At 69.9% G+C, this 12,353-nt stretch carries 12 protein-coding genes and 3 pseudogenes; 7 read left to right on the forward strand and 8 right to left on the reverse strand.

What is annotated here, in order from left to right:
* Positions 1-93 (forward strand): annotated as a pseudogene (locus tag ACWD5Q_RS15290) (transposase); the annotation flags it as partial.
* 186 nt (positions 94-279) lie between these two features.
* Here the strand turns inward: ACWD5Q_RS15290 and ACWD5Q_RS15295 are convergent.
* A complete protein-coding gene (locus ACWD5Q_RS15295) occupies positions 280-495 on the reverse strand; it encodes a hypothetical protein (RefSeq protein WP_451427464.1) in 216 nt (71 codons plus the stop codon).
* The gene (locus ACWD5Q_RS15300; protein WP_451427465.1) at positions 492-929 is read right to left on the reverse strand and encodes a hypothetical protein; all 438 of its coding nucleotides are present in this window, start codon (positions 927-929) and stop codon (positions 492-494) included. Before ACWD5Q_RS15300 ends, ACWD5Q_RS15295 begins: the two co-directional genes overlap by 4 nt.
* Before the next feature lie 138 nt (positions 930-1,067).
* On the opposite strand from ACWD5Q_RS15300, the gene ACWD5Q_RS15305 reads away from it, so the two are divergent.
* Positions 1,068-1,271, forward strand: coding sequence for a hypothetical protein (locus ACWD5Q_RS15305; RefSeq protein ID WP_451427466.1), 204 nt, complete (start codon positions 1,068-1,070; stop codon positions 1,269-1,271).
* A 51-nt stretch (positions 1,272-1,322) separates the two neighbouring features.
* Here the strand turns inward: ACWD5Q_RS15305 and ACWD5Q_RS15310 are convergent, their stop codons facing one another.
* The gene (locus ACWD5Q_RS15310; RefSeq protein ID WP_451427467.1) at positions 1,323-2,813 is read right to left on the reverse strand and encodes a recombinase family protein; all 1,491 of its coding nucleotides are present in this window, start codon (positions 2,811-2,813) and stop codon (positions 1,323-1,325) included.
* Positions 2,814-2,867: 54 nt separating this feature from the next.
* Between ACWD5Q_RS15310 and ACWD5Q_RS15315 the strand changes: the two are divergent.
* The 4 genes and pseudogenes from ACWD5Q_RS15315 to ACWD5Q_RS15330 form a co-directional block, all read left to right on the forward strand.
* Positions 2,868-3,776: pseudogene (locus tag ACWD5Q_RS15315) on the forward strand (elongation factor Tu); the annotation flags it as partial.
* 269 nt (positions 3,777-4,045) lie between these two features.
* Positions 4,046-4,891, forward strand: a complete 846-nt coding sequence (locus ACWD5Q_RS15320; RefSeq protein ID WP_451427468.1) for a spermidine synthase — start codon at positions 4,046-4,048, stop codon at positions 4,889-4,891.
* A gap of 163 nt (positions 4,892-5,054) precedes the next feature.
* Positions 5,055-5,486, forward strand: a complete 432-nt coding sequence (locus ACWD5Q_RS15325; protein WP_451427469.1) for a DUF4442 domain-containing protein — start codon at positions 5,055-5,057, stop codon at positions 5,484-5,486.
* A 342-nt stretch (positions 5,487-5,828) separates the two neighbouring features.
* Complete coding sequence (locus tag ACWD5Q_RS15330; protein WP_451427470.1) at positions 5,829-6,707, forward strand: LysR family transcriptional regulator; 879 nt, start codon at positions 5,829-5,831, stop codon at positions 6,705-6,707.
* 7 nt (positions 6,708-6,714) lie between these two features.
* On the opposite strand, the gene ACWD5Q_RS15335 is transcribed toward ACWD5Q_RS15330, so the two are convergent.
* The 5 genes and pseudogenes from ACWD5Q_RS15335 to ACWD5Q_RS15355 all read right to left on the reverse strand — a co-directional run bounded on the left by ACWD5Q_RS15335 (position 6,715) and on the right by ACWD5Q_RS15355 (position 11,152).
* Positions 6,715-7,299: a CGNR zinc finger domain-containing protein gene (locus ACWD5Q_RS15335; protein WP_451427471.1), complete on the reverse strand. Its 585-nt coding sequence runs from the start codon at positions 7,297-7,299 to the stop codon at positions 6,715-6,717.
* A gap of 7 nt (positions 7,300-7,306) precedes the next feature.
* The gene (locus ACWD5Q_RS15340) at positions 7,307-8,521 is read right to left on the reverse strand and encodes an MFS transporter (RefSeq protein ID WP_451427472.1); all 1,215 of its coding nucleotides are present in this window, start codon (positions 8,519-8,521) and stop codon (positions 7,307-7,309) included.
* A 295-nt stretch (positions 8,522-8,816) separates the two neighbouring features.
* Positions 8,817-9,005 (reverse strand): annotated as a pseudogene (locus ACWD5Q_RS15345) (cupin domain-containing protein); the annotation flags it as partial.
* 108 nt (positions 9,006-9,113) lie between these two features.
* Positions 9,114-10,721, reverse strand: coding sequence for a solute symporter family protein (locus tag ACWD5Q_RS15350; protein WP_451427473.1), 1,608 nt, complete (start codon positions 10,719-10,721; stop codon positions 9,114-9,116).
* Entirely contained in the window at positions 10,715-11,152 is a 438-nt protein-coding gene (locus ACWD5Q_RS15355) for a DUF485 domain-containing protein (RefSeq protein WP_451427474.1), read from the reverse strand. Before ACWD5Q_RS15355 ends, ACWD5Q_RS15350 begins: the two co-directional genes overlap by 7 nt.
* 542 nt (positions 11,153-11,694) lie before the next feature.
* Here ACWD5Q_RS15355 and ACWD5Q_RS15360 point away from each other — a divergent pair.
* Complete coding sequence (locus ACWD5Q_RS15360) at positions 11,695-12,351, forward strand: DedA family protein (RefSeq protein WP_451427567.1); 657 nt, start codon at positions 11,695-11,697, stop codon at positions 12,349-12,351.
* The last annotated feature ends 2 nt before the right edge of the window (positions 12,352-12,353 follow it).

Below are 12,353 nucleotides of genomic sequence, written 5' to 3' on the forward strand. Positions count from 1 at the left end.
GTGGCCCGGATGTACTGCGGCGCCTTGGGCAAGCGCGGCAACTGCCAGATAGGCGTGAGTGTCAACCTGGTCAGCGACCACGCCTCGGCGGCCGTGTTGACACTTTGGCACTCAGAGAGACCCCATCGTAGACGCAGAGTGACACTTCTGGTGGCTCCGCACACTCTCCGTGACCTTACCGTGCGGAGGGGCGGGCGTTGGCTGACGTCGACGAGGCACCCACGAACGCGCGGAAGCCCGCTCCCGGGAGTCCCGGGGCGGGCTATCCGTCACTGACTGTTACTTTGTTCTCGCCTCTTCCTCATCCAGCTTCCTGCGGAGGTAGGCGGCGTTCCACGCAAGATCCTCGGGCGGCTCTTGCAACGCGCCCTTGATGGTCACCCGAGCCCAGATGGCCCTGTCGACGACGCGACGGTCCGCGTCGGCACCCTCTGGCACCGTCAATGCCTCCAGAGCGGCGCTCAGCAGGTCGCGGAGATCACGCGCCTCGCTCATACCGCCACCTCCAGGGCGACGGGGAGGACGCCAGGGGCCGTCAGTGCGGCCACCCGCGCGGCCTCAGCAACGCAGGGAGCGCACACGGACACGGTCCAGGTGTCGCCGACAAGGACAGGGGCCGCACTCGGGTCCATCTCGAAGCAGTGACCGCACGTCGTGGTGGGCTCGAAGGAGTACAGCGTTCGCGTGTCGATGCAGAACATGTCTGCCCCTTGTGCCTCGACACCCAGGACGACGCTGTCGACGCTGTCGAGCCAGTTGTCCGCCAACACGACACCGTCGAAGTCCGTGACGTCGTAGTCGCGGCCGACGGCCACCTTCGCAGGGACCTGGAGGCGGTCGGCGACGTCGAAGGCAAGGGCGGTGAGGTCTTCCAGGTCGACGGGGGAAGATGTGTTGCCGACGACGAGAACGGCGGGCTGTGCGAGCATGGTGGCTCCTTCGGGAGGTGGGGCCCGGCGTCTCGGGAAAGTCGCTCCGGGCCCCGTTTAACCTTGTCCAGGGTGGTTAACCACCTCGATAGTGACACAGCCTTGCCGGGTGGTCAACCACCCTGGCAGACTGAGGTCATGGCCAACATGCACAGTCAGAAGCTCCGCGGCATCCGCGGGATCAGCGACGAGAAATGGACCGCCTTCGACGCTGCCACCAAGAGCGCTTCGACGGACCGATCAGCAGCAGTACGGACGTACGTGGATTGGTACTTGGGGCGCACCGACGAACTCCCTCCCCGTCCGCCTGCGGGGCCATGGAGCCAGTTGCCCGCAGAGTGACGAGAGCCCCCTCCCGGCGTGGTGAGGGGGCTCTCTGGCGTCATTCTGGCGTCACTCCTCTGCGGGAGTCGCCCACTCGATGTCACACCGGGCGTCGCCGTCGAACGGGGCGCCTCGTCGAGCCGCTTGCGTGACGGTGATCTTCTCGATGGCGACGCGGAGCAAGTCCCTCTGTGTCGGCAAGTCGGCCGCCTCCCACGCCTCTTCGAGCATGCCAGCATCGTCGAACATGGTCAGATCGATGCGTCGCCCGCTCAGCGCGTCCGCGCGCTCCTGCGTCTCCCTGAGTGTCTCCTCCGCCTCCGCGACGAGGCGGGGGAAGTGCTTCCCCATGGCGCCGTCATAGAGCCCTTTGGCGCGGTCGTTGGCGAGGCGTTCGACGGCCGCCTCCGCCGCCTTGACGGCCCCCAACGCCTCTTGTGTCTCCTCAGTCTCCTCCGGGGCAACGAGGGCGGTCCACCGTTCCGCCACAGCGATCATCAGAGGGTCGCCCGCGTCGACGTCGGCCGCGCTGACCGTCCCAACCCACTCGCGGTAGACGTAATCCTCAATGCGTGCACGCATGGCCGATGCCGGGGCGGGACAGGGCTTGCCCATCGCATGGCCATTGCATACGTAGGAGCGTCCGCTCGTCGGCATCTTCGAGCCGCAGCCTGCGCACCGGAGGAGATCAGTCAGCAGATGCGATGCCTTGCCGACGCGAGGTCCCAGCGAGCCACGCTGGTGACCGGCGTGAACTCTGCGAGCCTTCGCCGCTAGGTCCGCGGGTGCTGGCTCGACGCCGTCAGCAAACACGCGGACACGTTCCCCCGCTTCGTTGCGGTAGGCGACGGGCCATGTGTAATCCCGAGACAGGGCGACCACTTGCCAGCCTTCGTATACCGGGTTGTAGACGATGCGACGAACGGTCGACGCGTTCCACGGCCCGCCCTTCGGTGAGGGCTTCCGGTCGTCGGTCAACCGTCGAGCGACGACCCGGGGCGCAAACCCGTCCGCGACGTCGGTAAGGATGTGAACGACAGTCGACCATTCTTTGCCGTGGTGCAGCTTCCCGTGTTTGTCCTTACGCAGGCCGAATGGGGCGGCGCCAAGCCAGACGCCCTTTCGCCGCTGCACCCTCTTCGTGTCGCGCACACGGTGCGACAGGAGGTCCGACGCTGCCTTCGCGCGCTCCGCGTCACTGACGATCCGCTCACGGTCGCGCGGATCCGCGCTGTCTAGCCGTTCGTAGTCGAAGATGATGCGTACGCCGGAATCGAGTAGCTGGAGTACCGAGAACGCGCCCTTACGGTCGAATCGGTCGACGGCATAGCACCACAGCGCAGGGACCTCTTTACGTCGAAGCGCTGATAGCGCCTTCTCGAAGTCAGGCCGTTTCGCGTCAGTCCACGCGCTGAGGTTGTCTTTCCAGACCTTTCGGACACGGTAGGCGTGACGACTTGCCCACTCCCGCCCCCTGGCCTCCTGTGTCTCGAAGGTGAGGGCCTCCACGCCCTCCCGTACGATTTTGCTCTTCCTCAGATAGAGGTCGATCTCCTCCATGTTCCCACCCCTCGTTGCCCCTTGGTGCGAGTATGACAGGGTGCGTGAACCACGTACGTCAAGAACATGGTCACCGGGGCCGCCCAGCTCGACGGGGCGATCCTCGTCGTCTCGGCGCTCGACGGGATCATGCCGCAGACCGCCGAACATGTGCTGCTGGCCCGGCAGGTGGGCGTCGACCACATCGTCGTAGCCCTCAACAAGGCCGACGCGGGCGACGAGGAACTGACCGACCTCGTCGAGCTGGAGGTCCGCGAGCTGCTGAGCGCGCAGGGCTATCCGGGCGACTCCGTCCCGGTGGTCCGCGTCTCCGGGCTCAAGGCCCTGGAGGGCGACCCCCGTTGGACCGCGGCGATCGACGCGCTGCTCGACGCGGTGGACACCTACGTGCCCATGCCCGAGCGGTACCTCGACGCGTCGTTCCTGCTGCCCGTGGAGAACGTGCTCACCATCACCGGGCGTGGCACGGTCGTCACAGGCGCGGTCGAGCGCGGCACGGTGCGGGTCGGCGACCGGGTCGAGGTGCTCGGCGCCGAGGTGGAGACCGTGGTCACCGGTCTGGAGACCTTCGGCAAGCCCATGGAGGAGGCGCAGGCCGGGGACAACGTGGCGCTGCTGCTGCGCGGAGTGCCGCGCGACGCGGTCCGGCGCGGGCACATCGTCGCGGCGCCCGGCAGCGTCGTGCCGAGCCGCCGCTTCTCGGCGCGGGTGTATGTGCTGTCGGCCCGCGAGGGCGGCCGTACGACTGCGGTGTCCACCGGATACCGGCCGCAGTTCTACCTCCGCACCGCGGACGTCGTCGGCGACGTCGACCTCGGCGAGACGGCGGTCGCCCGGCCCGGCGACACGGTCACCATGACGGTGGAACTGGGCCGCGAGGTCCCGCTGGAGCCCGGCCTCGGCTTCGCGATCCGCGAGGGCGGCCGGACCGTCGGCGCGGGCACGGTGACGACGGTGGGCTGAGCCGAACGCACGGCTGACGGCCGCCGACCCGGAAGCATCAGGGTCGGCGGCCGGTCCCGGGCGGCCGTCTTCGCCGCCTCCGCCGTGTCCGGCGGGTTGGGGTGGGGGTCGGGCGGTCGGACGTGTCCGGAGGGTTCGGCCGGTCCGGCGGTGGGGCGCCGGCCGCGTTCGGCGGATCCGAGGCCCGGCCGGACGGGTGGGGCCGCCCTCGCGCCGGCCGGTGAAATGCGCCGTACGGCCCTCCTGCGGCGGCCCGGCACAATGGAGCCGTGACTGAGTCGATACCCGTGACGCGTGCCGTGGACCACGGGACCGCCAAGCTGATGCCCGACGTGGACCGTGACCGGGCCTGGCTGCTCACGGTCGACGGGGCTCCGCAGTCGTACGTGGATCTCGACGCGCCGACGCATCTGGAGTTCGAGTACGCGCGACGGCTCGGTCATGCCCTGGACACGCTGGCGGAGCCGGGCCGTCCCCTGGACGTGCTGCACCTCGGCGGAGGCGCGCTCACCCTGCCGCGGTACGTCGCCGCGACCCGGCCGGGGTCACGGCAGGACGTGGTCGAGGCCGACCGGGGCCTGCTGGACCTCGTCGTGGAGCACCTGCCCCTGCCCGACGGTGCCGACGTCACGCTGCACCCGGCCGACGCGCGCGCCTGGCTGGAAGCCGCCCCGCCGGACTCCGCGGACATCGTGATCGCGGACGTCTTCGGCGGCTCCCGGGTGCCCGCCCATCTGACCACCGTGGCCTACGCCCACGCCGCCGAGCGTGTGCTGCGCCCGGACGGCGTCTATCTCGTGAACCTCGCGGACGCCGCGCCCTTCGCCTTCCTCCGCTCCCAACTCGCCACGCTCGCGGTGGTGTTCGAGGAGCTGGCGTTGATCGCCGAGCCGGGTGTGCTGCGCGGCCGCCGCTTCGGGAACGCCGTGCTCGTCGCCGCCCACCGGCCCCTGGACACGGCCGCCCTCGCCCGCCGCACGGCCGCCGACGCGTTTCCGGCCCGGGTCGAACAGGGCCCCGTCCTCCGGGAGTTCATGGGCGCCGCCGAGCCGGTCCACGACGAGGACGCCGTCCCGTCACCCGAACCGCCCGACGGGACCTTCACCATCGGCTGAGCGGGCCGGGACGAAACCACCAGGACGCGGTGACGGCCGTGGCGCGCGGGGCAGGCGCTTCTCGACCCGCCCGGGCGGTCATCCCGCGGTGATCGTCGTGCGACCCTGGCCGGGAGGGCTACTCATGGGTAACATCTCGCTCATGACAGTTGAGAGCGCCTCGATGGGCGACATGCTGGCCGCCGCTGTTCCGATGGTGCGGACCCTGAACCTGGAGTTCGTCGAGGTCACCCCGGAACGCGCCGTGCTTCGGCTGCCGGACCAACCGGACTTCCACAATCACATCGGCGGCCCCCATGCCGGTGCCATGTTCACCCTGGCCGAGTCCGCCAGCGGTGCCATTGTGCTCAAGGCCTTCGGCGATCAGCTCTCCCGTGCGGTGCCGCTCGCCGTGCGGGCCGAGATCGACTACAAGAAACTGGCCATGGGGCCGGTGACGGCCACGGCGACCTTGCGCCGTCCGGCCGCCGAGATCATCGCCGAGCTGGATGCGGGTGGGCGGCCGGAGTTTCCGGTCGGCATCGCCCTACAGCGCGAGGACGGGGCCGTCACGGGTGAGATGACGGTCGTGTGGACCTTGCGGCTCAACGGGTGACGTGCAGGAGCGAGGTAGACGTGGGTTCCGGTCGCCAGCACCGTGTCCGCCGTCGGGCCGCTGATGCCTGAGCACCTGTCGGACGCCGTGGAGGCGTCGGCGAGGTCGTTGACGGCCACGATCTCGACGCCGCGACGCCGCGACGCTGGATCGCGGCCCGGGCGACGGTGCGTCCGATGCGGCCGAATCCGTTGATGGCGATGCGTATGGCGAGAAATCTTCCTCCATCTCTTTTCATCGTTGTGGCGGTCGGTCGGTTGGTCTTGAATGCGGCCGCAGGCGTGTGCCGTTTTGGAGGCTGCATTTGGGTGACGCCCGAGCCACGCTGACCTTGGGGGGAACATGGAGATACGCTGGTTGGAGACGTTCGCCGTGGCAGCCCGGGAGGGCAGCATGAGCGGTGCCGCCGAGCGGCTTGGCTATGCGCGCTCCACCGTGACGGGCCATATTCAAAACCTCGAACGCTCACTGGGTGCCAAGCTGTTCGACCGCCGCTCCCCGGGCCATCCGCTGACCATGTCGGGTGTGGCCCTGCTGGAGCACGCGGAGAACGTCCTCGACAGCATGGAACGGGCCCGGGTCGCCGTCATCGAGGCGGAGGGCGGCCACAAGGCCCCGCTCCGCCTCGGCGCCACCGACTCCGTCTGCGCGTATAGGCTGCCAATCTTCTTGCGCATGCTGTCCCGTTTCATCCCCGATCTGAAGGTCGAGGTCGAGACGGGTCCGGCCACCGAGCTGCGGCAGCAGGTCCTCGGCGGCCGGCCAGAGGTCGTCCTCGTCAACGGGGTGTGGACCGAGGACGACCGCGGGGTGTCCGACTCCCAGCTCCTCGCCCGGCAGGGCTTGTGGGAGGAGGAGACGGTAGTGGTGGGCACGTACGAGGCGGCCGCCTCGCCGAAGCGGGTACTGGTCACCGGCCCGGAGTGCGTGTACCGCAATCTGACGGAGCGAGAGATCCTGCGCCAGCTGCCCGACGCAGAGGTGCTCCAGGTCGGCAATCTGGAAGGCGTGAAGTCGGCTGCTCTCGCTGGCCTGGGCGTCGGCCTGCTGCCGCTGGTGGCGGTCAGGCCGTGGTTGTCCAGCGGACACCTGAAGGAACTTCCGCTGTACACCGGCGCCAAGGTGATCACCGAGGTGGTGTGGAACCTTCGGAAGTGTCCGGCAGATGTGGCACTCCACCTGCAAAGGCTGCGGCTGTCCACACCTGACCACACCGCATGAGCGTGCGTCATGCCCTGTCGGCCTTCCGGGCGCGGTGCGCGGCGACGTAGTGGCGGTTGCCGCATGCCGCGGCGGAGCACCAGCGACGGCGGTGACCTCGGGAGGTGTCGAGGTACACCATGTCGCAAGTGGGGCCTTGGCAGACCCGCAGGTGCTGGCGCTCCGGCAAGCTGAGCAGGCGGATGGCGTCGTCGGCCACTGCGGCCAGCAACTGGTCGAGGCGGGGCGGGTGAGCCAGTCGGCGGCTCACCCGACCCCGCTCGCCCCGGACCAGCCGCAGCGTCGGCTGGCCCGCCGCGGCGGTGAGGTTCAACTGGGCGATGTCGGCCTCGGCAGGCTCTTCGCCGTGCAACGCGGTGTGCACGATCCGGTGCAGACGGCCGCGTAGTGCCGTGAACCCGGCCCGCCAGTCCGGCCCGACAGTCAGCGGCTCGTCATCGGGGACGAGTCCCGAGCGGTGCAGCCATTCGGCCAGGCGCTCGTCGCTGTCCAGGCGCTCCACCGGCCTCGGCGACAGGCGGGCGCCCACGGTGGCGAGCAGGTCCAGGCAGACCCGGCCGGTGTCGAAACGCAGTTCCGTGCTGGCGTACATGGATGCGTCACTCCCTCCCGGGTGCCAGCGGCACGGCCAGCAGTGTGGCAGCGGCACAGGTCACCCAGACCAGCGGCCAGGAGACCCCGGCTAGCAGGGGCACCATAAGCGGGGCAATGAATCCCGCTGCGAAGACTGTGGTGTTCTCCAGGTCGAGGGCGGTGCCCGCCCGGGCCGCCCCGGCCATATGAGCGATCTCGGTGTAGGCGACGCCGTGCCAGGCGTTGGCGAGGATGCCGGAGACGATCAGCGCGGCGACGACGGCAGGGGTGGGGGCGTGGCTCAGGACGGCCGCCGCTGCCAGGGCCACGGTGGCACTCACGCCCACTGCGCGCACGTACGGCCGACGGGTGCCGGCGTGCTTGTCGGTCCAACGGCCCGAGGCAACACGGGCGGCGGCCCCGCCAATCTGAACGATGACGATGGCGGTGGCCCCGACGGCGAGCGAGGCGTGATGTGCGTCGTGGAGGAAGACGCCGACGAAGGTGAGGATGGCGAACTGCGGGATCGTCAGCAAGCCCGAGGCGAGCGCCAGGCGCCACATCTTGCCGTCCTTCAGGGGCGAGGTCCGCAGCGCTGACGCTGCGGCCCCTGTGCCGTCGACCGAGGACTCCTCCTCCGGGGAGTGCATCCACCGGTAGGTCGCCGCAGCCGCGGCGAAGCAGAACAAGGCGAGGACACCGTAAACAGCGCGGAAGCCGAATCCGACGGCAAGCCAGGGAAGCAGGGCGGAGCCGATGGCTCCACCGGCGGGGATTGCCGTCTGCCGCAGGCTCATGGCCAGCCCACGCTGGCCGTCCTTGAACCATGCCATGACCGCACGTCCGGACGAGCCGTTGACCGATCCGCCGAGCATGCCCACCAGGAGCAGCCCCGCGCCGAGCAGGCCCACAGCCGGCACGGCGCCGCCGGTGGGAACGACCGCGCTGGCCATGAGGGCCAGCAACAGGCCAGTGGAGAGCAGTCCGGCGAGCAGGATGCGGCGCTCGCCGAACCTGTCGGTCCATATTCCCCAGGGCACCTCCGAGATCGCGATGCCCAGGGAGATGGCCGACAGGACGATACCCAGGGTGCCGTTGGTCAGGTGGTAGGCGGTGCGCATCACGGTCGAGGTGGTCGGGATTCCCTGGAAGGCGGCCGAGAAGGCGGCCTGGGAGGCGATGCCGATGCCGAGGATGACCCAGCGGTGGCGGGCGCCGAACCGGCGTGTCCCGGTCTTCATGCGCCCTCCGCCTGCGGGCACGTGCGTGCTGGTGAGTGGTACAGACACGAGTGTGCTCCTCCGTCCGGTGCGTGGACCGCGTCGCTGCGTCGATACAGCAAGTCAGGGGTGGTGCGGTGGTCCGCACCCGAGGTGTCGGTGATGCCGCTGCCGCGCGATCCGCTCGCGCCGGCCAGTCAGCGAGTAAGCGTTCCAACTACTTACGTGAGGATCGTGGCCGCCTGCCGGTGGCACAACCCGCCACCGGCAGGCGGCAACACGGTTCACAAACCGTGAACCGGGCTTGCTGTGCCGATCAGAGCGTGGTAACCGGCTGCTCCCAGACCACGAGCATCACCGCGCCTTGTAAGGAGTGCGGCACGTGGATCGATCCAGGTTCCATGACCAGCAGGCCCCCGGCGGGGTGCGCACCGGCGTCGGTTTCCAGCTGGCCGCTGAAGACGTAGATGATCTCGAAGCCCTCGTGCCGATGGGGCTGGGACGCCGTTCCCGGGGCCTATCGGACGATGCCGGCGGCCGGGCCCTGCGGGCCGGTCTGCTCACAGGGGCTCACCGGCAGGGCGGTGAGCGGATCCGGCGCCGGGGGGAGCGGTCACGGCGCCCCGTTCCGGCCTGAACCGACCAGCGTACGGACCTCGAACTCGTCGTAGGAAGCATCTTCCTGACGGTTGCTCAGAAGGCTCCCGAGCCAGCCGAGGAGGAAGCCCGCCGGGATGGAGACGATGCCCGGGTTCTGCAGCGGGAACCAGGCGAAGTCGGCGTGGGGGTACACCGAGGTGGGCTGGGAGGAGACCACCGGGGAGCACACCACGAGGAGCACGGAGCAGATCAGGCCGCCGTACAGGCTGAGCAGGGCACCCCACGCGGTGAACCGGCGCCAGAACAGGCCGTACACAAGCGCGGGCAGTATGGCCGACGCGGCGATGGCGAGGGCGAGGAACGCCAGGTTCGCCGTGCTGATCTCCCACGGCTGCAGGGCGAGCAGCATGGCCAGGGCCCCGATGACGGCGGCGCACAGGCGCGCCACGCCCAGCTCTTCCGCCTGGGTCGCCCTGCCCTTGCGGAGGACCTCGCCATAGAGGTCGTGGGCGAGCGAGGAGGCCGCGGCGAGGGTGAGTCCGGCCGCGACCGCGAGCAGGGTCACAAAGGCCAGGCAGGAGATCAGTGCGGTCAGCACGCCACCGCCGAGGGACTGGGCGAGCAGCAGGACGGCCGCGTCGCCCGTGGGGTCGGTCTGTACGATCGCCTCGCGGCCCAGGACGGCCGTCGCGCCCAGACCGATGACGCCCGCCGCGAGACAGACGAACCCGACCAGCCCCATGGCCCACACGGTGGAGGTACGCAGCACGCGGTTGGTGCGCGGGGCCAGGAGCCGCATCACCACGTGGGGGAGCGCGGCGAGACCGAGCACGATGGCCAGTTCGAGACTGAAGAAGTCGAGCTTGCTGGTGATGCCGTCGCCGTAGCGCAGCCCCGGCTCGAGGAAGCGGTGCCCGAGATCGCTGCCCTGCTCGGCGGCCGACAGGAGCGCGGCCACGTTCCAGTGGAAGTGGGCCAGCACGATCACCGCCGTGACCGCGATTCCGGACACCAGTATCACGGCCTTGACGACCTGGATGAAGGTCGCGCCGGGCATCCCGCCGAGCGCCGCGTACACCACCACGATGGTGCCGATGGCGACCACGCACAGGGTGCGCGTGGCCTGGTTCGGCTCGCTGATGAACTGGGTCAGCAGAGCCACCCCGCCGACCAGTTGGGCGACGAGATACAGCGTGGTGACGATCAGGGTGCACACGGTGAGGGCGAGGCGTACCGGCCGCTGGAGACGGGGCAGCCGCAGCGCCAGGGTGTCGCCGAGGGTGAACCGGCCCGCGTTGTGCAGGGGTTCGGCGATGACGAGCAGCACCGCCAGCCACGCGACCGTGGTTCCGGCCAGATACAGCAGGCCGTCGTAGCCGGTGAGGGCGACGAGGCCCGTGCCGCCCAGCAGGGTCGCCGCCGACACGGAGTCGCCGCACATCGCCAGGCCGTTGCGCAGCGGCGACATGTTCCGGTTGCCGAGGTAGAACTCGCCGATCTCGTCCCGCTGGGGGGCGGTCAGCAGCGCGGTGAAGAGAGTGACCACGACGACGGACAGGAAGAGGACGAAGGTCAGTTGCAGGCTGAACCGGTTCGCGACACTCGCGGAGACGGTCACCACGTGCGCGGCCACCTCTGCTGCGCGGGGCGCGGCCGGCCCCCTGGTCGCGTGCGGTCCCGTGCGGAGCGCAGGCGGCGCACCGCCGGGTCGACGCGCCTGCTCATGTGCGCGGTGTAGCGCCACACCGTGAGCGCCATGAGGCCGAACTGAGCGAGGCCGAGCGCGAGGCCGAGAGTGAGATGGCCTGCCAGCGGCTGGTTCATCAGGCCGGGAGCGAAGCTCGACAGCAGGACGTACAGCAGAAATCCGCCGACGGTGAGGGCCGCCGCCCTGGCGCCCACGGTGCGGAACGCCCGGCGCAGGGGCGGGAATTCAGGATGGTCGCGCAGCGGCGAGGGGCTCGCGGAATCCGCTGCCGTGGCGGGAGCAGTGGAGGGCGGAGCGGACGGAGAAGGGGAGCGGCCGGCGCGCTGCGGCGGATATCCGTTCATGATGCACCTTCTTTGCTGCCGTGTGCCGCGCTCCCGGTGGGCGGTGCCCGGGCCGGTCGGTTTCGAAGGGAGGTGAAGAGAAAGGGGAGTGAGGAGAAGGGGAGCGGAGGGAGGAGCGAGCCGTCGTCAGGTCTTTCCCGGAGGAATGGTCCGTCGAGGACTTCGGGGGGTCGAAACCGGGTTTTCGTGCGGCATGCGTGGGGGGTGTGCGATGCTCCGTTCCCGGCTTCTCCGGGAGGTGGCGACGGCCCTGTCCAGGGTGTCGACGGGGTCGGAAGCGGAGTATGGCAGTGGGCCCGTCGGCCGATCAACTGCCTGGACGCGGGGAGAGCGAACAGAATCGATTCCGCGTTCCGGGCCGCTCCGGTCAGGGTGTCCCAGGGCGTGGCGTACGCCCCCTCGCGACGCCCCCTCTCCGCCTGCCGGCACCGCGGCTGAACGCCGTCCTCGCCGGGCTCGCCCGCTGTGTAGGCTTTCAGGGGGTCCGTCCAAGGGGGCGAGCCCGCAAGGGGAAGCGGACGCGAATCCGGGAGGGCATGGCTTTGCACGTCCAGGAATGGCTCGACACGGTACCCCCGGCCGCCGTCTACGCCGTGGTGGCCCTCGTCATCGGGGTGGAGAGCCTCGGCATCCCGCTGCCGGGCGAGATCGTCCTGGTGTCGGCGGCGCTGCTCTCCTCCCAGCACAGCGGCATCGATCCGGTGGTCCTCGGGGCCTGCGCCAGCATCGGTGCGATCGTCGGCGACTCCATCGGCTACGCGATCGGGCGCAAGGGCGGACGGCCGCTGCTGGCCTGGCTCGGGAAGAAGTTCCCCCGGCACTTCAGCGAGGGCCATGTCGCGACGGCCGAGCGGTCCTTCGAGAAGTGGGGCATGTGGGCCGTCTTCTTCGGCCGCTTCGTCGCCCTGCTGCGGATCTTCGCCGGGCCGCTGGCCGGTGTGCTGCGGATGCCCTACTGGAAGTTCCTGACCGCCAATCTCCTGGGCGGTGTGATCTGGGCGGGCGGTACCACCGCGGTCATCTACTACGTCGGTATCGTCGCCGAGGCGTGGCTCAAGAAGTTCTCGTGGCTGGGGCTGGTGGCCGCGGTCCTCATCGGACTCGTGTCGATGCTGCTGGTCAGGCGCAAGGCCAGGAAGACCGCGGCGCAGCGGGAGGCGGCCGAGCCGGAGACCGTCCCGGCCGCCGACCGCGCGTAGTA

The organism is Streptomyces sp. NPDC002513 (assembly GCF_053595355.1).

Excerpts from the sequence above, each read along its gene's own strand:
- ACWD5Q_RS15295 (WP_451427464.1), bottom strand. The coding sequence starts at position 495 with ATGAGCGAGGCGCGTGATCTCCGCGACCTGCTGAGCGCCGCTCTGGAG.
- ACWD5Q_RS15330 (WP_451427470.1), top strand. The coding sequence starts at position 5,829 with ATGGAGATACGCTGGTTGGAGACGTTCGCCGTGGCAGCCCGGGAGGGC.
- ACWD5Q_RS15355 (WP_451427474.1), bottom strand. The coding sequence starts at position 11,152 with ATGAACGGATATCCGCCGCAGCGCGCCGGCCGCTCCCCTTCTCCGTCC.
- ACWD5Q_RS15340 (WP_451427472.1), bottom strand. The coding sequence starts at position 8,521 with ATGAAGACCGGGACACGCCGGTTCGGCGCCCGCCACCGCTGGGTCATC.
- ACWD5Q_RS15305 (WP_451427466.1), top strand. The coding sequence starts at position 1,068 with ATGGCCAACATGCACAGTCAGAAGCTCCGCGGCATCCGCGGGATCAGC.
- ACWD5Q_RS15310 (WP_451427467.1), bottom strand. The coding sequence starts at position 2,813 with ATGGAGGAGATCGACCTCTATCTGAGGAAGAGCAAAATCGTACGGGAG.
- ACWD5Q_RS15335 (WP_451427471.1), bottom strand. The coding sequence starts at position 7,299 with ATGTACGCCAGCACGGAACTGCGTTTCGACACCGGCCGGGTCTGCCTG.
- ACWD5Q_RS15325 (WP_451427469.1), top strand. The coding sequence starts at position 5,055 with ATGGGCGACATGCTGGCCGCCGCTGTTCCGATGGTGCGGACCCTGAAC.
- ACWD5Q_RS15300 (WP_451427465.1), bottom strand. The coding sequence starts at position 929 with ATGCTCGCACAGCCCGCCGTTCTCGTCGTCGGCAACACATCTTCCCCC.